18 protein-coding genes are annotated in these 17784 nt (G+C 60.3%); 8 read left to right on the top strand and 10 right to left on the bottom strand.

The window, feature by feature from the left end; translation table 11 throughout:
* The first annotated feature begins 264 nt into the window (after window positions 1-264).
* A complete protein-coding gene (locus tag ACQZ6J_RS18135) occupies window positions 265-762 on the top strand; it encodes a TspO/MBR family protein (RefSeq protein ID WP_449085094.1) in 498 nt (165 codons plus the stop codon).
* A 37-nt stretch (window positions 763-799) separates the two neighbouring features.
* On the opposite strand, the gene ACQZ6J_RS18130 is transcribed toward ACQZ6J_RS18135, so the two are convergent.
* The 5 genes from ACQZ6J_RS18130 to ACQZ6J_RS18110 are packed head-to-tail and all read right to left on the bottom strand — an operon-like array spanning window position 800 to window position 5070.
* Window positions 800-1222, bottom strand: a complete 423-nt coding sequence (locus tag ACQZ6J_RS18130) for a DUF2177 family protein (protein WP_163990184.1) — start codon at window positions 1220-1222, stop codon at window positions 800-802.
* A gap of 33 nt (window positions 1223-1255) precedes the next feature.
* Window positions 1256-1597 (bottom strand): DUF2147 domain-containing protein, encoded by a 342-nt coding sequence (locus ACQZ6J_RS18125; RefSeq protein ID WP_449085093.1) that lies wholly within the window; start codon window positions 1595-1597, stop codon window positions 1256-1258.
* Between the two features lie 56 nt (window positions 1598-1653).
* Complete coding sequence (locus ACQZ6J_RS18120) at window positions 1654-2889, bottom strand: class I SAM-dependent methyltransferase (RefSeq protein WP_449085092.1); 1236 nt, start codon at window positions 2887-2889, stop codon at window positions 1654-1656.
* Complete coding sequence (locus ACQZ6J_RS18115) at window positions 2876-3709, bottom strand: DUF1365 domain-containing protein (protein ID WP_449085091.1); 834 nt, start codon at window positions 3707-3709, stop codon at window positions 2876-2878. The genes ACQZ6J_RS18120 and ACQZ6J_RS18115 overlap by 14 nt, the downstream gene beginning before the upstream one ends.
* A complete protein-coding gene (locus tag ACQZ6J_RS18110; RefSeq protein ID WP_449085090.1) occupies window positions 3706-5070 on the bottom strand; it encodes an NAD(P)/FAD-dependent oxidoreductase in 1365 nt (454 codons plus the stop codon). Before ACQZ6J_RS18110 ends, ACQZ6J_RS18115 begins: the two co-directional genes overlap by 4 nt.
* Window positions 5071-5238: 168 nt before the next feature.
* Here ACQZ6J_RS18110 and ACQZ6J_RS18105 point away from each other — a divergent pair, with 168 nt between their 5' ends.
* The 3 genes from ACQZ6J_RS18105 to ACQZ6J_RS18095 all read left to right on the top strand — a co-directional run bounded on the left by ACQZ6J_RS18105 (window position 5239) and on the right by ACQZ6J_RS18095 (window position 7618).
* Window positions 5239-6045, top strand: a complete 807-nt coding sequence (locus tag ACQZ6J_RS18105) for a DUF1295 domain-containing protein (RefSeq protein ID WP_449085089.1) — start codon at window positions 5239-5241, stop codon at window positions 6043-6045.
* Window positions 6042-7070 carry an SAM-dependent methyltransferase gene (locus ACQZ6J_RS18100; protein WP_449085088.1) on the top strand — a complete coding sequence of 343 codons (1029 nt, stop codon included), beginning with the start codon at window positions 6042-6044 and terminating at the stop codon, window positions 7068-7070. The genes ACQZ6J_RS18105 and ACQZ6J_RS18100 overlap by 4 nt, the downstream gene beginning before the upstream one ends.
* 299 nt (window positions 7071-7369) lie before the next feature.
* Window positions 7370-7618, top strand: a complete 249-nt coding sequence (locus tag ACQZ6J_RS18095; protein WP_246725924.1) for a hypothetical protein — start codon at window positions 7370-7372, stop codon at window positions 7616-7618.
* A 3-nt stretch (window positions 7619-7621) separates the two neighbouring features.
* Here the strand turns inward: ACQZ6J_RS18095 and ACQZ6J_RS18090 are convergent, their stop codons facing one another.
* The 3 genes from ACQZ6J_RS18090 to ACQZ6J_RS18080 are packed head-to-tail and all read right to left on the bottom strand — an operon-like array spanning window position 7622 to window position 10568.
* Window positions 7622-8797 carry a (R)-mandelonitrile lyase gene (locus tag ACQZ6J_RS18090; RefSeq protein ID WP_449085087.1) on the bottom strand — a complete coding sequence of 392 codons (1176 nt, stop codon included), beginning with the start codon at window positions 8795-8797 and terminating at the stop codon, window positions 7622-7624.
* 23 nt (window positions 8798-8820) lie between these two features.
* The gene (locus ACQZ6J_RS18085; RefSeq protein WP_348643514.1) at window positions 8821-9558 is read right to left on the bottom strand and encodes an SDR family oxidoreductase; all 738 of its coding nucleotides are present in this window, start codon (window positions 9556-9558) and stop codon (window positions 8821-8823) included.
* A 26-nt stretch (window positions 9559-9584) separates the two neighbouring features.
* Window positions 9585-10568 (bottom strand): aldo/keto reductase, encoded by a 984-nt coding sequence (locus ACQZ6J_RS18080; protein ID WP_163990202.1) that lies wholly within the window; start codon window positions 10566-10568, stop codon window positions 9585-9587.
* A gap of 176 nt (window positions 10569-10744) precedes the next feature.
* Here ACQZ6J_RS18080 and ACQZ6J_RS18075 point away from each other — a divergent pair, with 176 nt between their 5' ends.
* On the top strand, window positions 10745-11680 hold the full coding sequence (locus tag ACQZ6J_RS18075) for a LysR family transcriptional regulator (RefSeq protein ID WP_163990204.1): 936 nt from the start codon (window positions 10745-10747) through the stop codon (window positions 11678-11680).
* A 137-nt stretch (window positions 11681-11817) separates the two neighbouring features.
* Window positions 11818-14079 carry a sensor domain-containing protein gene (locus tag ACQZ6J_RS18070; protein ID WP_449085086.1) on the top strand — a complete coding sequence of 754 codons (2262 nt, stop codon included), beginning with the start codon at window positions 11818-11820 and terminating at the stop codon, window positions 14077-14079.
* A gap of 280 nt (window positions 14080-14359) precedes the next feature.
* Here ACQZ6J_RS18070 and ACQZ6J_RS18065 read toward each other — a convergent pair whose 3' ends face one another.
* Window positions 14360-14665 carry a hypothetical protein gene (locus ACQZ6J_RS18065; protein ID WP_163990206.1) on the bottom strand — a complete coding sequence of 102 codons (306 nt, stop codon included), beginning with the start codon at window positions 14663-14665 and terminating at the stop codon, window positions 14360-14362.
* Between the two features lie 331 nt (window positions 14666-14996).
* Window positions 14997-15599 (bottom strand): TetR/AcrR family transcriptional regulator, encoded by a 603-nt coding sequence (locus ACQZ6J_RS18060; RefSeq protein ID WP_449085085.1) that lies wholly within the window; start codon window positions 15597-15599, stop codon window positions 14997-14999.
* 91 nt (window positions 15600-15690) lie between these two features.
* Here ACQZ6J_RS18060 and ACQZ6J_RS18055 point away from each other — a divergent pair, with 91 nt between their 5' ends.
* Both ACQZ6J_RS18055 and ACQZ6J_RS18050 read left to right on the top strand, forming a co-directional pair.
* Complete coding sequence (locus ACQZ6J_RS18055; protein ID WP_163990210.1) at window positions 15691-16527, top strand: N-acyl homoserine lactonase family protein; 837 nt, start codon at window positions 15691-15693, stop codon at window positions 16525-16527.
* Window positions 16528-16548: 21 nt separating this feature from the next.
* Window positions 16549-17658, top strand: coding sequence for a calcium:proton antiporter (locus ACQZ6J_RS18050; protein WP_449085084.1), 1110 nt, complete (start codon window positions 16549-16551; stop codon window positions 17656-17658).
* Window positions 17659-17784 lie beyond the last annotated feature (126 nt).

Here is a 17784-nt window from a genome sequence, read left to right as displayed (position 1 = left end):
CGAGGCGCAGAGGCTTATCAAGGTTATCGTTCTGCAGCGCTGAAACATTCATGTTCCTTATACGAGAGGCAATGCCGTTTGGATCCCGGGATCCACTGCAGGAGAAAACTCGTATCAGCTTTCGAGAGGAGAAAGAAAGAGCTCCCCTTATGAAGTGTTCGTATTCAAGAGCTGCATCGTTGAAGTGGGGACCGCTTCGGGAATGCGGCTTCCCAAACGGTCGGCACTCGCTGCCGACGGGCAAGAGCCGATGAAGGAATGACAATGTCACAGGACGTTATGGAAAAGCCAAGGCCCTGGGTGAATGCAGCGCTGGCGATCGTACCCGTCGTAATTGTTCTGCTGCTTGGGCAATGGGCAACCTTCCCGAACATCGAGGGCTGGTATGCGAGCTTGATCAAACCGGACTTCAATCCACCCAACTGGATTTTCGGGCCGGTGTGGACCTGCCTTTATGCGCAGATGGCCTATGCGAGCTGGCGCATATGGATGCTGCCCGCAGACCTGCAGGGACGGTCGTCGGCGCTCTTTCTTTTCTACACGCAACTCGCGTTCAACGCCGCCTGGTCCTGGGCTTTCTTTGGGCTCAACAACCCGATGCTCGGTCTCATCGACGTCATTCCGCAATGGATCCTGATCCTTGCGACAATACGCGGCTTCCATCGCCTTGATACGTCCGCAGCCTATAACCTCGTTCCGCTCGCAATATGGGTCGCCTTTGCCATTGCGCTCAATTTCGAGATCTGGAGGCTGAACGGCTGAATGGCCTTGCGTCGCCTCGGAGCGCTGCAGCGGCGGCTCAACCATGCCCTCCGGCAGGTCCGACGAGGCGTTCGGTGATCCACTGACCACTCCCGGCAGCAATGCTCGAAAGCAATGTGCCCCATATCAGATCGGCGATGGTGAGCGCAGTCGACCAGTTTCTGAGCGTCGCCTGGTTGGTCAGGTCATAGGTGGCGTATGCCGTGAACCCAAGCACGGCGCCGTAGAGCGATGCCACCGCCAGAGAGCCGGATGTCAGGCCCGGCCGAACGGCCAGGATCGTCAGGCCGCAGGCATAGACCAGGTAGAAGACGAGGGCCGGCGCCATGCGAAAACCGGGCGCCAGCATATCGCCAAGCACGGGTCGGTAGAGCCGATCCGCCATGCTGCTCAGCCAGATAAAATCGATGGCGACAAAGACGATCAGCGTGGCGACATAGGCGACAATATAGGATTTCACCGGAAGCTCCCTGGCGGATGCGCATTCTCTTGGTCAGTTCAGACGCGCCCAATGGACACCCCTGCATATCAGACCCGCGACGATGCAGCCGCGGGTCGTCATCTCATTGCCCTTGACCGACAGCGTGATCCTGTAGGTAAGGTTGCGTTGCGGGTCGAAGGCGGTTCCCGAGTACATATCGTCGCTGTCGCGCTTTATCGTCATCACCAGCCTGTCGCCGGCTTTCTCGCTGGGCGTGCCCGGTTTGATCCAGGTATTCACCGCACAAATATCCGCGCCACAAGGAGCGATGCGGATCTTCGCATTGCCGTCGCCACGGGACCATTGTCCATCGATATCGGCGGCTTCAGCGACGGCCGCAATTCCACATGCCATGATTATCGGTATCCAGAGCATCGACCTCATGTTCCGCTCTCCTGTTTTTCACCGAATTAGCGATGTTCGATCGTATAGAGGCCGACATCGATACTGCCTTCCTCGAAGCCGGCCTCGCAGTAGCAGAGATAGTAGTGCCAGAGGCGTCGGAATCGCTCATCGAAGCCAAGCGCCGCAATCGCCTGCCAGCGCGCGTGAAAACGCGCTCGCCATTCGCCAAGCGTCAGGGCGTAGGACTTTCCGAAATGCTCCTTGTCCGTAAGCGCGAGGCCTGCCTGCGACACCGCCGCTTCGAGCGCGGAAACCGAGGGAAGGAACCCGCCCGGGAAAATATATTGCTGGATGAAATCCGTGCCGTCGCGATAGGAGGCGAAACGCTTGTCCTCGATCGAGATGATTTGCAACACTGCACGCCCGCCCGGTTTCAGGCAGCGCTTCAGTGCCGCGAAATAGGTCTGCCAATAGGTTCTGCCGACCGCTTCGAACATTTCGACGGAAACGATGCGGTCGAACTGCCCTTCGATGTCGCGATAGTCCTGCAGGCGCAGATCAACTTGCTCCGAGCGCCCGGCCGCCATGGCCATCTCCCTGGCCCAGACCAGCTGCGATGGTGAGAGCGTAACGCCTGTCATTCTGGCATCGGCTCGGCTTGCCAGATCGATCGCAAGAGAGCCCCAGCCGCAGCCGATCTCCAGGATATGTTCGCCGCCGTTCAAGGCGAGCTTTTGCCGAATGCGGTCAAGTTTCCTCTGCTGAGCAGTCTCCAGCGTATCGCCGCCGGCCGGGTCGAATATTCCGGAGGAATAGAGCATCGAGGCGTCGAGCCATTCCTTGTAGAAGTCATTGCCGAGGTCGTAATGCGCCTCGATATTTCGCCGGCTACCGCGTTTCGTGTTGGCATTGAGGAGATGCTTGATGCGATTGAAAAATCGCATCGGCACGCTTCCTTCGACCACGGGCGTCAGCGCCTCGCTGTTTCGCGCGGCGAAGCGGATGACTTCGCGAAGGTCGGGCGTCGTCCAATCCTCGTCCATGTAGCTTTCGGCAAAGCCGATATCTCCGGCGAAAACGAGGCGAGCCAGCATGCGCCAGCGCCTTATGATGATCGTCGCTTCCGGCCCTGGCTGTAAGCCGATTTTTTCGATCGCGCCGCCGGAAGGCGACACGATCGTCAGCCGTCCATAACGGACATTGCGCAGCAAGCGCAGAAGCAGTCGAGCACCGATGCCGAGCCTTCGTGCATCGTAAGCCCGGTCAGCAGGGATAGAGGAAAAATCATCAAGCGGGCTCATGGGCATCGACCTTGCTGCGGGACTCTTCTCCCTTCGTGGAGGACGGACGAACGAACGAAACGGGCTCTTTCGGCGGTGCTGGGCGGGCGCGCAGGCGCATTCCCTTCAGCCAGATCTTCAACGCCTCCCAATGAATGCCGCCGACGACACGCAGCGTCAGGAAAGGAATGGCGACGAATGCTCCGAGGAGGGCAGCATCGGTCAGCCTTTTGCGCCGCGCCAGGTGTCGCGCCGTCATGACGAGCCCGTCTTTGTCGAGCGTATCGATACGGATGGAAAGATGATCGGCAGGGGGCAGGACATGAAAGGCGTAGCGCAGATCCATGTCCATGAATGGAGAGACATAGAATGCCTTGTCGCAATGCTGCACGATTTTCGAAGATGAAGCCGCTTCGACCGGGATCATGTAGCCGTGGCGTTCGCCAAAGGTATTGTCCACTTCCCAAAGGATCGCCTTCAAAACGTCATCTCGTCCATAACAGAAGAAGACGCTGAGCGGATTGAAAGCCCAGCCGAGGATACGAGGCATGGTGAGCAACCTTATCGAGCCGCCATCCGGCTCCAGTCCGGCGCCCCGCATCCTGAGCTCCACTTGCGCCTTCAGATCGGAGCCCGATCCATCACCGCGATCCCTGCGATAAAAGGAAAACAGGTTGAAGCGGTCGATTGAAAGCAGGCGGAGCGACGCATCCATCTCGTCGAGTTCATCCAGGTCAAGCAATAGGGAATAGATGCGATAGTTCAGCCTGTGCGATTTCGGCCGAAGGCGTGCATGCGTGACAGATCCCGGATAGAGGGCCGAACACAATTCCTTGCTCATGCCAGCGCCTCCTGCGGGTTGATCGGCGAATGCAGTGGCTTGCGCACGATGCGGGCACTCTCATGCATCACCTCCCACGGACGGCGCGCGCCGCCCAAATCCTCGGCGACCGCCAATCCCGCCTGGATGCCGTCCTCATGGAAGCCCGCGCCGAAATGCGCCCCGCAGAACCATGTTCGCCGAACGCCCTGCAGCGACCAAAGCTCCCGTTGAGCCTCGTCGGTCGCCATGTCGAAAACCGGATGTTCGTAAACCTCTCGGTGGATCACGGCTTGCTCTTTTGGAGCGCGCTGCGGATTCAAGGTCACGAAAGTCGGCGGCGCATCTCCCAGGGATTGCAGTCGGTTCATCCAGTAGGTGATCGAGGGGCCTTCGCAACTCCCGTGTCTTTCCGCCACATAGTTCCAACTCGACCATGCCGCGCGACGCTTGGGCATGAGGCTGGTGTCGCCATGCAAAACAGCTTCGTTTCGGGAATAGCGAAAGGCGCCGAGAATGCGCCTCTCGTTGACATTTGCATCCGGGAGCATGCCCAGCGCATCGTTTGCGTGGGTGCCGACGACGACATGATCGAAAACATGACGGCCTCCGCGCATATCCTCGATCACAACGCCACCGGGCTTGCGATGAATTGTTTTCACGGGTGTCGACAACCTGATGCGACCCTTGAAGCCTGCTGTCATGCGGGCCACATATTCGCGGCTGCCGCCCTTGACCGTGCGCCAGACCGGCCGGTCCCACAGGTTGAGCAGACCATGGTTGCGGCAGAATTTCACAAAGCTGGCTGCCGGATAATCGCCCACCTGCATGGCCGGCGTGGACCAGATTGCAGCGGCCATCGGATAGAGATGGTCCTCACGAAAGGCGCGGCCGTAACCGTTGCGCGCGAGATATTCGTCAAGAGACATGCCGCTCATCGTTCGCAGTTCGCGTGGCGCATTGCGGTAGAAGCGCAGGATATCGCGCAACATCGACCAGAAGCGAGGGCTGACGAGGTTCGATTTCTGCGCAAGAAGCCCACCTGCGGTCCCGCCGGCATATTCGAAGGCGCCATCGTCAAGCGAGACGGCGAAAGACATGTTCGAGGCGACCGTCGGCACATCCAGGGCGCGGAACAGGGCCGTCAGGTTGGGATACGTGACCTCGTTGTAAACGATGAAGCCGGTGTCGACCGCAACCCGGCCGTTCGCGCTTTCGAATTCCACGGTGTTGCTGTGACCACCCAGACGGTCAGCCGCCTCGAAGATCGTGACGTCGTGGCGCTGCGATAGAAGCCATGCCGCCGAAAGCCCGGAAATGCCGCTTCCGATCACGGCGATGCTCAATCGCCCTTTGTCCGTCGTTCGCTCATTTTGGTCCATCAGATCCTCTGGTCCGGCCGTTTTATGTTGGCTTGTTTGAGAGATACGAAGGGAAGCGGCGGCTGGTTTCGCTTTTTGCGCGTTTTTTTTCGACGGGACGAAACCAGGCCGGGATCGCCGCCGTAAATACAATGTCAGAACGGCAAGCAGCCCAAAGCGAGCAAACGGATGGACGGTCGTCTTCTTGTTGTCATAGCCATCGGATTGTCCTTGGCGATGGCCGCAGCGTGGTACGTGCAGCGTGTGACCCGCCGCAGCGGCTGGATCGACACCGCCTGGTCTTGCGCCGTCGGATTCGGCGGGGCGGCCACGGCGATGTATTCCGCCGGACCTTTTCAGCGCCGCCTTTGCGTATTGATCATCATCGTCGCCTGGGGAGCGCGGCTTGCAAGCCATATTGGCTTGCGCACCAGGGTGGGCATGGAAGATCCGCGCTATGCAAGCCTGATGGAGCAATGGGGAGACAATGCCGCCTTGCGGCTTTTCCTTTTCCTGCAGCTTCAGGCCGCGGCCGCCTTCGTCCTTGTCCTCTCCGTTCATCTGGCTGCAGCCAATGGCGCCGGCTATCCGCGTCTCCTGGACATAGTCGCGATGCTCGTCGCCATGGCGGCTCTTGTCGGGGAGGCCGTATCGGATGCGCAACTGGCGCGTTTTCGCAGGTCGCAGCAGAGCGCGACCGAGGTGTGCGAGACTGGTCTATGGCGATACTCCCGCCATCCGAACTACTTTTTCGAATGGCTGTTCTGGTGCTGCTGGCCGCTCTTTGCCGTTTCCGCCTCGCACTGGAGCTGGCTGTCGGCACTGGCGCCGATCATGATGTACTGGTTGTTGGTGCATGTTTCCGGCATCCCGCCCCTTGAGGAGCATATGTTGCACTCCCGCGGCGAGAAATTTCGCGCGCTGCAGCGTCGCGTCAACGCCTTTTTCCCGGGACCTCGCAAGGGCGGCGTCCGCACATCAGGAGACTTTCCATGAACATGCTGGCCTTTGCCATCAATACGGTCGAGCGCGCGCCGCTCAGTGACGGGATGACGCTTGCAGGGATCGATCTCCTTTGCGGTCGCACGAAGCGCCGTCTGGCTGCGATGCCGGAAGAGGTGGAGCGCCGCTTCGTCGAGACGATGGACCGTTTTCCGGTCGCGACCCATACGGAAATGGCAAATCGTCAGCATTACGAGGTTCCGGCGGAGTTCTTTGCCACCGTTCTGGGGCCGCATCGGAAATATTCCTGCTGCCTTTACCCATCCGCCGACACGACGCTGGCGGAAGCGGAAATTCATGCACTTGCCGCGACTGTGGCTCACGCCGAAATAGAGGATGGCATGAGCATTCTCGAGCTTGGATGCGGCTGGGGCTCCCTGTCGCTCTACATGGCGCAACGGTTCCCCAAGGCTCGCATCACCTCGGTGTCAAATTCGATCTCGCAGCGGCAATATATTGTCGACCTCGCAGTCGAGCGCGGGCTCACCAATCTTACTGTCATTACCGCCGACATGAATGATTTTGCCACGAGCGAGTGCTACGATCGCGTGGTCTCGGTGGAGATGTTCGAGCACATGTCGAACTGGCGTGCTTTGCTGGAGCGCGTCCATGGTTGGGTGATGCCGGACGGCAAGCTCTTCCTCCATATCTTTACGCACAGGAACCGGTCTTATCGGTTTGACCACGAAGATCCGGCGGACTGGATTGCGCAACATTTCTTTACCGGCGGCGTCATGCCGGCCAGAGACTTGCCGCATCGCTTCAGCGATCTGTTCTCCGTCGAACGAGAATGGTTCTGGTCTGGAACCAACTATCGTCGGACCGCACTCGATTGGCTTGCCAATTTCGACGGCGACGTCGATCGCATCCAGTCGATTTTTTCAACAGTCTACGGCGGTGATGCCAAGTTATGGCAACGCCGCTGGCGTCTGTTCTTTCTGGCAACGGCCGGACTTTTTGGCCATGACGACGGCAACGTCTGGGGCGTCGGTCACTATCTGTTGAGGTCATCCGCGTGAGCGCAAGGCGCGAGCATGACCCGGATCCCTTGACCCGGGCAAGCCTAACCGTCGCCTGGGTTATCCTGGCGAACAAGCCCTTTTATCCCCTATACGTATGGTGGCTCGTCGGAAGTGGGGTCGGGACCTCGCTGGCCACGCTTGTTTCCGTTCCATTCTTCCTGATGATACCGCTTCTCGCCGGCCGATTTCCCTTCGGTGCACGGCTTCTCCTCCCTTTGATAGGCACGCTCGACACGGTTTTCGAAAGCTTCGTTTTCGGAAGGGCGTCCGCGACGCTGTCGTTTCTGGCGCCATGCATGGTTCTTGGGATTATCTCCTTTCATCCATCCGAGGCGCGATGGCAGCGTTGCCTCGTCGGCTTCATCTTCATCTGCTTTGTTGTCGCCTGGCATTTCGTCGGGACGCCGATATTTCCCTGGGACACCGGCCAGCTTGCCACCCTGTTGAATATCAATGTCCTTGCTGTCGGCAGCCTCCTGACATTCATCGGCTGGCGATATGCCGGACTGCGATCTTGCCAGGATGCTGGGCCGCCGCTCCCATGAATATCATTGCCGGGAGGCAAGCCCAGCGCGGTATTCTCTGTCCGTAACCTTCTCCATCCATATGACGGAACTCCCGTCGAGCGCTTCGGCAACCGCGAAATGGACCATGGGTTCCGTGGCGCTGGCGCCGTGCCAGTGACGCAGATGCGGAGGAATCGAGACGATATCGCCGGGACCGACCTCTTCGATCGATCCGCCCTCCTTCTGGACCCAGCCCTTGCCGGAAACGATGTAGAGCGTCTGGCCAAGCGGGTGCGTATGCCAGGCCGTGCGTGCTCCGGCGGAGAAGGAAACGGTCGCTCCGCCGATCCTCGCGGGCGCGTCCGCCTGAAAGCGCGTGGAAATGCGGACCTGTCCGGTGAAATAAGCGTCCGGACCCGCAACGCCGTCATCCGGTTGGCAACGAACGATCCGGAGATCGCATTCGGCCGGCTGCTGCGCGCCGGTTTGTTCCCCGCGTGCGGCAAAGACCTTTTCCAGTACCGGAACGGCGGACATGGAGCGAGGCCAGCCGACATAGAAGCCGAGATGCGCCGCCGCCTCGCCGATTTCGGCACGAGTGAGGCCGTTGTCCATGGCCCGGTTGGCGTGGAAGGGAAGCTGTTCCGGCTGGCCGATGGCGATAAGTGCCGCCATTGTGACAAGGCTGCGATCTCGCGGCGCCAATTCGGGACGCTGCCACAGGTCGCCGAAGAGGACCCGATTGGTGAGTTCGGCAAGTAGCGGAGAGGTCGGTGCGACGTGTGCATTGACAGCGCCCACCCGTGCCGCTTCCGCAGTCGCCTCGAGTTCGATCCGCGCCGCCTCGCTGCAGGCAATGGGACCTATCTCGAGCTCGTCGAACACCGTCTTTACCTCAGCGACGGCTGACATGGCGTTCGGCCAACCAGAATAGAAGGCGAGATGGGTAATGACTTCACCGATTTCTTCCGCCTTGATGCCATTGTCGAGCGCGCGGCGGACATGGCTGCGGATCTGCGCGAACTTGCCGGTCGAGACAAGCGCGGCAACCGTCACGAAGCTGCGGTCGCGAGCGCACAGTTCGCCGCGCTTCCAGACTTCGCCGAAAAGCACGTCATCCGTAAAATGGCCGAGGCCGGGAGCGATCTCATATACGGCGGCCGGAGCGACGCGTCCGCCGGGATTGTGGGATAGCGTCTGAGGCGTGGTTCTTGTCATGGCCGTTCCTTCTGATCCGTTTCTCACAATTCCTGCGCGGTCGGACGGAACAGGATCTCATTGATGTCGAGTTCTTCCGGCTGGCTGATGGCGAAGGCGACGATGCGGGCGAAATTGTCGGCCGGAATGGCAACGGCTTCATAGAAATCCTGGATGCCCTTGGCGACGTCCGCCTCGGTGATGCTCCCTGGCAGTTCGGACTGAACCGCGCCAGGCGAGATGATGGTGGTGCGGATATTGTAAGGCGTCACCTCCTGACGCAGCCCTTCCGAGAGCATGCGCACGGCGGCTTTCGTCGCGGCATAGACAGCGCTGCCGGGGCGGACCTTGTGACCGGCCACCGACGAGACGTTGATGATGTGGCCGCTCTTCTGCGCTTTCATGTGAGGCAAGGCGGCGGCAATGCCGTAGAGCACACCCTTGAGGTTGACATCGATCATCCGATCCCAGTCCTCCACCTTGCCGCGCTCCAGCGGAGAGTGAGGCATCAGGCCCGCGTTGTTGAGGACGACGTCGATGCGGCCATGCAATTCGACGGCGCGGTCGACCAAGCGCTTCACCTGGTTCCTGTCTGTGACATCCGTGCGTACTGCCGCGCCTTCCGGCAGTTTCAGCGCGTCGACCAGCGCTTCCAGGCGGTCCAGGCGGCGCGCGCCAAGCACGACCTTTGCGCCTTCGTTGGTGAGATAACGGGCGGTTTCGGCGCCGAGGCCGCTCGATGCGCCGGTGATGACGACGACTTTGCCTGCAATGTTTTCCACGAGATGATCCTTCTTTCCTTGTTCTTTCAACGGCTGATCCGGGCCGCAGCCGCCCCGGAATAGCGATCGCCGGCGATCTTGATGGTCTTGAGCTGTGTTTCTATGGCCGCGAGGTCTTCGGCGCTCAGCGGGACCGCGGCAGCGCCCAGATTTTCCTCGAGCCGTTCCAGCCTGGTGGTTCCGGGAATGGGGGCGATCCACGGCTTTTGCGACAGCAGCCACGCAAGCGCGATCTGGGCTCGCGTGCAGCCTTTGGCGTCGGCAATGCGGCCCAGCTCGTCGACGAGCTGCTGGTTGGCGCGGCGGTTTTCCTCGGAGAAGCGCGGAACTTGACGGCGGAAATCCGTCTCGCTGAACGCGGTACTGTCGTCGATGCTGCCGGTAAGGAAGCCCTTGCCGAGGGGGCTGAAGGGCACGAAGCCGATGCCGAGTTCCTCAAGAGCCGGCAGGATCCCGGCTTCAGGCTCACGCCACCATAGCGAATATTCGCTTTGCAACGCTGTCACCGGCAGCACGGCATGGGCGCGGCGGATCACGGCGACACCCGCCTCCGACAGGCCGAAATGCCTGACCTTTCCGGCGGCGATCAGGTCCCCGACCGTCCCGGCCACCTCCTCGATTGCCACGTTCGGATCGACACGATGCTGATAGAACAGATCGATCCGGTCTGTGCGGAGCCGCTTCAACGCCTCGTCGCAAACCTGCCGGATGCGTTCGGGGCGGGAGTCCATGCCCGCGGTGCTATCTCCGTTCCGAAATCCGAACTTGGTGGCGATGACCACCTCATCCCGGACGGGCGCCAGCGCCTCGCCGACCAGCTCTTCGTTGACAAACGGGCCATAGGCTTCGGCGGTATCGAAGAAGGTGACACCGCGCTCGTGTGCCGCGCGGATCATCCTTATGCCGTCGTCCCTGGAAACGCCGGAACCATAGCCATAGCTTAGCCCCATGCAGCCATAGCCGAGGGCGGACACTTCGAGGCCGCTCGCACCGAGCACACGTTTTTCCATTCTGATCTCCTTTCAGCGCCCGGCGATCCGCCCGACCGAGCGGACATTCCGGTGTCCAGCGGCGCTCGCGCCGCAACACAGGACGCATTCGATTGCCGTCGGCATTCAAAATAGAGCGCAAACAGTTTATCTATTAGCGGGAAAATCACGCATGGCTCTATCTTGGAAATTCATGAATGCATCGGAACGAATTTGGTGACCTCGCAGCTTTCCTCGCTGTTGCAGAAGACCGCAGCTTCACAAGGGCGGCAGCACGGATGGGCACGTCACAATCCGCCCTTAGCTATACGCTCAGGCGGCTTGAAGAACGGCTCGGGCTTCGGCTCCTCAGCCGGACCACGCGCAATATCGCTTTGACCGAGGCCGGCGCGAAATTGCTCGCGACACTGAAACCCGCTTTCGACGATATTCGCGGCAGTCTCGCCTCGTTGGACGAATTGCGCGAGACGCCATCCGGCACCATCCGCATCACGTCAAGCCGCAGCGCGGCCGATGCTATCCTCATGCCAGTTGCCCGCGAGCTGATGGCTCAATATCCCGATCTCAACGTCGAACTCTCGGTCGATGCGAAACTGACGGATATCGTGGGCGAGGGATTTGACGCCGGCATACGATTGGGAGAGCAGGTCGAGAAGGATATGATCGCGGTTCGCATTTCTCGCGACATGCGCATGGCGGTCGTCGGATCTCCCGCCTATTTCCAAAAACATCCTAAACCGAAAACACCGCACGACCTGACGGTCCATAACTGCATCAATTTGCGGCTGCCCACCCTGGGCGGCCTCTATGCCTGGGAGTTCGAAAAGAAGGGCAGACCGCTGAACGTCAGGGTCCAGGGACAGTTTACCTGCAATGACGTGCTGACGATCATCGACGTTGCCCGCAATGGGCTCGGACTGGCCTGCCTCCCCGATGACACGGTACGCGTCGAACTCGAAAACGGGAGGCTGGTGCGGGTGCTCGAGGACTGGTGCCCTCCGTTCCCCGGCTATCATCTCTACTATCCAAGCCGCCGACAGAACTCACCCGCCTTCAATCTCCTGATCGAGGCGTTGCGCGGGCGGGCGTATCCCCCGCCGCCGGACCAGCATTCTCCCAAAGGTGTGCTTTAGATGACATTCATTTGACATCCGCGGGTAAGCACTCGTTCACCATGACTGCAGCTTGGGCCCGGCAGCGAATCGACGTTCACCTGAGGATAACCTCAGGACCGCAGAATGGTCCTTCACATCTGTTCCGAGGAATCCCGTTGACTAAAGGCGTTATTGCGGATGGCGAATTGCCAATCTCATTGTCAGAGGTCGAGCTAGCCTCGCACGCGGCAATTCTGCACGGGAGGCCTGAGAGCCTTCAGCGTGATATCGACATGGTCGAGCGACAATATTGGCTCGAGAACGTGATCAACCAAATCCCCGACTACATATATGCGAAGGACCTCGAAGGGCGTTTTTTGTTTGCGAACCAGGCAGTCGTCGCCAATAACGGATTGTCCCATCTGGCGGATTTGGTGGGGCGGACGGATTTCGATTTCCTGCCGCGCCATGTGGCGGAAACCGCAGCGGATGTCGAACGTCGTGTAACCGAAACCGGGTTGCCGCATTTCGGCAGCGAGGAACTGGCGTTTCGGGGCGGAGGCGAACGATGGCTGATGTTCACGCGCGTTCCGTTGCGGGACGCGTCCGGAACGATCGTGGGCGTTGTCGGGGCTTCCCGCGATATCACGGCGCAAAAATCGGCGGAACGACGGATGCGCTCCCAGTCGTATCTCCTCGAAATGATAGCGCGTGGGACGCCGCTTGCCGATTTCCTCGATGAACTCGCGCGAATGATCACAGGATTCTCGGAGGATGTGCATGCGGCACTCCTGACGATCAGGCCAAATTCAGGCCAGCTGCGCATGGTTGCCGCGCCCACCTTGAACGAGGAATATCAAAGGCGCGTCAATGGGGTATCTATCCTTCCCGTTACCGCTAATCTCGCGATGATCGAGGCGGCCCTCAAGCTTGCCTTTGATCAGGCGGGTATCTCTGAACTCGACCATCAGTGCCATTGCTTGGCAATCTCCGATGCAGACGGTCAGATCGAAGGCGTGCTCGCACTCTACTCGTCTGAGGCCTCCCGGTATCAGCCGGGTTTTTCCGACTTCGTTTCGATTGCCGTACACATGGCCGGGATCGCAATCAGCCGCCATCGCGCCGAGGCACGGATTCGGTTTCTTGCCGATCATGATCCTCTGACGGGGATGGCCAATCGCGCGTTGCTAGATCGAAAGCTCACCCTTGCAATGCAAAAAGCCGATTTGCGAGGAGGGGAGGTCGCGCTGGCATTCCTTGATCTCGACAACTTCAAGCTCGTCAACGATAGCCTCGGCCACTCGGTGGGAGATCAACTCCTGAAGATCGTAGCCGACAGGATCTACGAGCTCATAGGCGATCACGGCTCTCTCGCCAGAATCGGGGGAGACGAGTTTGTGATTATTCTTGAGTCCATGGATATCAAGAGCTGTCTGGGGCTATTGTCAGCGATAAGAGAAGCCGTCGCGCGCCCGATTGCACTCCACGAGATCGAACTCAGAATAACCTGCAGCATCGGCGTCGCCACTTATCCGAGCCACGGCAAGTCTGCGGGAGACCTGCTCGCATCCGCCGATATGGCCATGTATCGCGCGAAGGAGCTGGGCCGCGATGGCATCGCTTTGTTCACGGCTGAAATGACTGCAACCGTCCGAAGAAAGCTCTCCCGGACCGACGAGCTCCGCCAGGCGATTCTTCGCGACGAGTTCGTGCTTCACTACCAGCCGCAGGTCGATGTCCAAACGGGCAGGATCATCGCGGCCGAAGCGCTGGTCCGCTGGAACCATCCGTGCGAAGGCCTCGTCTTTCCGGATGATTTCATTGCGCTTGCCGAAGAAACCGGCCTAATCGTGCCGATCGGCGAGTGGGTACTGCGCACGGCATGCAGGCAGGCCAGGACATGGCAGGAGCAAGGGCTCGGATCAATCAGAATCAGCGTCAATGTTTCCGCGAGACAGTTCCAGGAAAGGCGCCTGATCGAGACCGTGGCGGCCGCGTTGAATGAGACCGGGCTCGATTCCTCATGGCTTGAGCTTGAGATCACCGAGAGTCTGATCATGAAGGATCTTGCCGGTTCGATTGCCAGAATGCACGAATTGGAAAAGCTGGGCGTAAAGCTCGCGGTCGATGATTTTGGAACAGGCTATTCAAGCCTCAGCGCGCTCAAGAGGTTTCCATTGTCGCGTCTCAAGATCGACCGGTCATTCATCGCTGATATTCCGCACGACGCCGATGATATGGCTATAACCTCGGCGATCATCTCGCTTGCCCAGAAGATGGGCCTCGAGGTGGTTGCCGAAGGTGTCGAGACGGAGGAGCAGGCTCGGTTCCTTGTCGAAAGCGGTTGCAAAGAGGCGCAGGGTTACCTCTATAGCCGGCCCATTGAACAGGAGCGCTTCAGCCGAATGCTCGAGAGCAACGGCCGCGATCATCCCTGAGCGGCTATGACGCCGCATCGGAAGGGCGCAGCCCTGTTAAGGAGATCGTGTGTCTCTCGCGGCCGCTTTGCCGCAAGTGTGCCGGATGGCAACCAATCAGGCGCCTTCTCAGGGCGCACATGCGATCGTCCACATATCCCAATCGCCACGGCAATTGAGGAAGAGCCCAATCAAAGGGAAAGCGACGCCATCCATTTTCGGGACGGATGGTTGTGGTTGCTCAAGTGGATTTCGCCACGCGCCTGCCTATCGAACCATAGCGACATGCCGGCGTGAGTTCCTAAATCCCCGACCCGTCGAGCTGCTGGGCGTCGTCGCCTTTCCAAGGCGCGGGCATCGAGGTGCGATTGAGATTGGCCAAGGGCATCGGCATCCAGCATTTCAATTCCGGCTCGGCGTATTCGATGATGTGTCCGGGCGAGGAATCGGAGGCGCGCCAGCCTTCCGCACCGAACTGGTCGCCGTTCGACCAATAGGCGAGGTCAACTTCCGCCGGTCCCTGTTCGGACGAGCGGATCGTTACAAGAATCCGACTACCGTCTTTCGGTGCGCTTGCCATGTGGCGCCAACGGTCTGCCTCGTCCATCGTTTTTCCTCCTGCCTTGCTGCAGGTTGCAAGTGTCGCCTCGTCATCGAAAACGGTCAACTCAAACTTTGCACGGCCCATCCTCTGTCGATTGACTGTCCCATCCAGGGATCGGGCGTAATTCCCTGAGCATCGGCGGAACGACGCGCGTGATCGCGAGGAGAGTAACCCGAGGAAAAGTGCGGGGCGGCCTTCCATCCGGAATCGCGTAAAAACAAAGGGATGGAGCGGTCACGCGCCATCTCGACTGCAGGAAGACTAAGGCCCGCCGGTTCTCCTGCCGTCGCGGGTCTGGATCTGCTCCGTTCGTATGGCGGGGATCGGCTATCGCTTAACCCTTCGGTTGGGTTAGTCGCTCAAGCCCGCGTGTCACCCCCTCGGGCTCGACGTCGTCCAGGATTGCTGACTGGACGACGTAACCCAGCACAAGCGACAGCAAAGTCGCCGCCACGTCCGACTCCGGGTTGCCGGGCATATCGGATTTATGGCGCCGCCACCGGGCGACAGCGCTTGCAAGCTCGCTGCGAAAATCGAAGTAGAAACTCTTCATCGTCGCCTTGAGTGGCTCGCTGCGTTGTGCCTCGCTCCAGCCGAGCAGCGCGATGCGCTTGAGGTCATAGCCGTCCCTGGTCGTGAAGCGATCGATGGTATCGGTAATCCTGCGCACGAGTTCGGGCGGAGCCAGGGCCGGTTCGGCGCGCAACAAGGGTTCGACCAACGAGGTCAGCCCGGACAGGGATGCCGTGACAGCAGCCATGATGAGCTGATCCTTGCTCGGAAAGTAGGAATAGACGGCGCCGGCCGAAAGGCCGGAGGCGCGGATGATGTCATCCATCGTGGTGGCATGCAGCCCTTCCTTTTGAAAGCAGCCCCAGGCGGCTTCCAGAATTTGTGCCCTGCGGGCGGCGCGCTTTTCGTCCGATATCTTTGGCATGCTCTCGAAATAAAACGAACGCTCCCTCTTTACAAGCCTGCCTCTTCCATAATAAAAAACGAATGACCGTTCTTTATTGGAGGTAAAGGCCATGATCAGGGTTACGGCGATCGAGACCGGAAAAGCGCGCATGAAGACCGCCCAGCGCACCGGCCGCGATGGACGCGGCGGTTTTGGCCGCAAGGTCGATATCTTCCGGGATCCCAAATGGGTCGAGCCGCTGCCGATCCTGTGCTTCCTGATCGAGCACCCCGAGGGGCGTTTCCTGGTCGATACGGGAGACACCTGGCGCAATTCGGTGCCGGGCTACCTGCCGGGATGGAACCCCTTCTACAAGCAGGTGCAGATTCGCGTGGCGCCGCACGAGGAGGTGGGTAGCCGCCTGCTCGCAATGGGTATCGATCCGGCCGAGGATATCGGCACGGTGATCCTGACCCATTTCCATCACGATCACACCGGAGGGCTCGATCATTTCCCGCGCAGCCGGATTATCGGTCCGCGCACAAACTTCGCCATCTCGACGGGCTTGCGCGGCATGATGACGGGGTGCCTGCCGCAACGGTGGCCGATCTGGTTGCGGCCGGACCTGGTCGAGATGGATGGGCCGGCGGTGGGGCCGTTTCCGACCTCGCACGCCATCACGCGGGACGGGCGTATCCTGCTCGTCCCGACGCCGGGTCATGTTGACGGTCACGTCTCTGTCGTCGTCCGCGCGGAAGGCGTCACCTATTTCCTGGCCGGAGATGCCACTTATTCGCAGGCCAACCTGTTGGCGGAGAAAACGGATGGCGTGACGAACGATCCCGCAACGGCGCTGGCGACATTGCGGGCAATTCGTCGCTTCGCCGCCGCGGAGCCGACCATCCTGTTGCCGGCCCACGATCCGGAAGGCCCTGCGCGGCTTGCCGCCGGTTCATGCCTGGTCTGATCGCAGTGACGGAGATGCGCCATGAAGGCTGATCGTTTCGTCCGGATGCCGCAAACGGCCTGGATCTATCCGCTGCTGGCGGCGCTGTTCTACGTCGCCGCCTCCGTGCTCGGCTTCGGCAACCAGGTGGCGCCGGGCGCGATCGGCATCCTGCTTGCGTGCCTGCTCCTTCCCGTGATGTTCGGGGCCATCTTCGCCGCGGTCTATCACGCCGAGGTCATCGCCCACCGCACCGGTGAACCCTACGGCACGCTCATCCTCACGGGGGCGGTGACCATCATCGAGGTCGCGTTGATCGCTTCGGTCATGATGTCCGACGCCGAGAGCGGACCGACACTGGCGCGTGACACGGTCTACGCAGTCGTGATGACGGTCTGCACCGGAATTACCGGCCTGTGCATCCTGGTCGGTGGCCTGCGCTATCGCGAGCAAAGCTTTCGCATATCGGGCGCGAGCGCCTATCTCACCGTGCTGATGGTCCTGGCAACGTTGACGCTGATCCTTCCAAACTATACGCGCCATGCGGCCGAGCCATCCTATTCGTCAGCCCAGCTTGTCTTCGTGGCGGTCGCGACGCTGCTGCTTTACGGCGCCTTTCTCTATATCCAGACGGTCCGCCACCGGGATTATTTCATCGCACCGGCCGCCCGCCACGACTGGCACTTTGCGCCTTCGGCAACACGGCTCGCAATCAGCGGCGCAATGCTTCTGCTGGCGCTCGTCGCCATCGTGCTCCTCTCCAAGAAGTTCGCGATCATTGTCGAGCTCGGTCGCAATGCCATCGGCGCTCCGCAGCAGGCGACGGGCCTCGTCGTCGCCATCCTGATCCTGCTGCCGGAAGGCATCGCGGCGTTCCAGGCCGCCCGCAACGATGTGTTGCAGAAGGCCCTCAACCTCGCGCTGGGTTCGGCGCTTGCCACCATCGGCATGACATTTCCGGCGGTCGCAATCGTCACGCTTTATCTGGGCACGCCGCTCGCGCTCGGCCTGGATGCTTCCAGCATGGTGTTGCTGGCGCTTACGATGCTCGTCAGCACGCTGACCTTTGCCACCGGCCGCACCCATGTGCTGCACGGCCTCGTGCACCTCGTCATTTTTGCGACCTTCCTGTTCCTCAGTTTTCAGCCATAGGCCGGAGGAGTGCAAGGAAGGCGGCATCGGTAGCACGGCCGTGGGGTCGTGGCGGTCGCAGGATCGATTTCGGTCCGCAAGCAGCGCTCAAGCTGGGCATTTGCGCGTTTTGCCGCCATTCTCTCT

The organism is Rhizobium sp. A37_96 (assembly GCF_053521765.1).
This window is presented reverse-complemented; position numbering and strand designations above follow the sequence as displayed.

Bases quoted from the DNA above. Each gene is read 5' to 3' on its own strand.
- ACQZ6J_RS18135 (WP_449085094.1), top strand. From the start codon at position 265: ATGTCACAGGACGTTATGGAAAAGCCAAGGCCCTGGGTGAATGCAGCG.
- ACQZ6J_RS18125 (WP_449085093.1), bottom strand. From the start codon at position 1,597: ATGGCATGTGGAATTGCGGCCGTCGCTGAAGCCGCCGATATCGATGGA.
- ACQZ6J_RS18120 (WP_449085092.1), bottom strand. From the start codon at position 2,889: ATGAGCCCGCTTGATGATTTTTCCTCTATCCCTGCTGACCGGGCTTAC.
- ACQZ6J_RS18115 (WP_449085091.1), bottom strand. From the start codon at position 3,709: ATGAGCAAGGAATTGTGTTCGGCCCTCTATCCGGGATCTGTCACGCAT.
- ACQZ6J_RS18110 (WP_449085090.1), bottom strand. From the start codon at position 5,070: ATGGACCAAAATGAGCGAACGACGGACAAAGGGCGATTGAGCATCGCC.
- ACQZ6J_RS18105 (WP_449085089.1), top strand. From the start codon at position 5,239: ATGGACGGTCGTCTTCTTGTTGTCATAGCCATCGGATTGTCCTTGGCG.
- ACQZ6J_RS18100 (WP_449085088.1), top strand. From the start codon at position 6,042: ATGAACATGCTGGCCTTTGCCATCAATACGGTCGAGCGCGCGCCGCTC.
- ACQZ6J_RS18095 (WP_246725924.1), top strand. From the start codon at position 7,370: ATGGTTCTTGGGATTATCTCCTTTCATCCATCCGAGGCGCGATGGCAG.
- ACQZ6J_RS18090 (WP_449085087.1), bottom strand. From the start codon at position 8,797: ATGACAAGAACCACGCCTCAGACGCTATCCCACAATCCCGGCGGACGC.
- ACQZ6J_RS18080 (WP_163990202.1), bottom strand. From the start codon at position 10,568: ATGGAAAAACGTGTGCTCGGTGCGAGCGGCCTCGAAGTGTCCGCCCTC.
- ACQZ6J_RS18075 (WP_163990204.1), top strand. From the start codon at position 10,745: ATGCATCGGAACGAATTTGGTGACCTCGCAGCTTTCCTCGCTGTTGCA.
- ACQZ6J_RS18065 (WP_163990206.1), bottom strand. From the start codon at position 14,665: ATGGACGAGGCAGACCGTTGGCGCCACATGGCAAGCGCACCGAAAGAC.
- ACQZ6J_RS18060 (WP_449085085.1), bottom strand. From the start codon at position 15,599: ATGCCAAAGATATCGGACGAAAAGCGCGCCGCCCGCAGGGCACAAATT.
- ACQZ6J_RS18055 (WP_163990210.1), top strand. From the start codon at position 15,691: ATGATCAGGGTTACGGCGATCGAGACCGGAAAAGCGCGCATGAAGACC.
- ACQZ6J_RS18050 (WP_449085084.1), top strand. From the start codon at position 16,549: ATGAAGGCTGATCGTTTCGTCCGGATGCCGCAAACGGCCTGGATCTAT.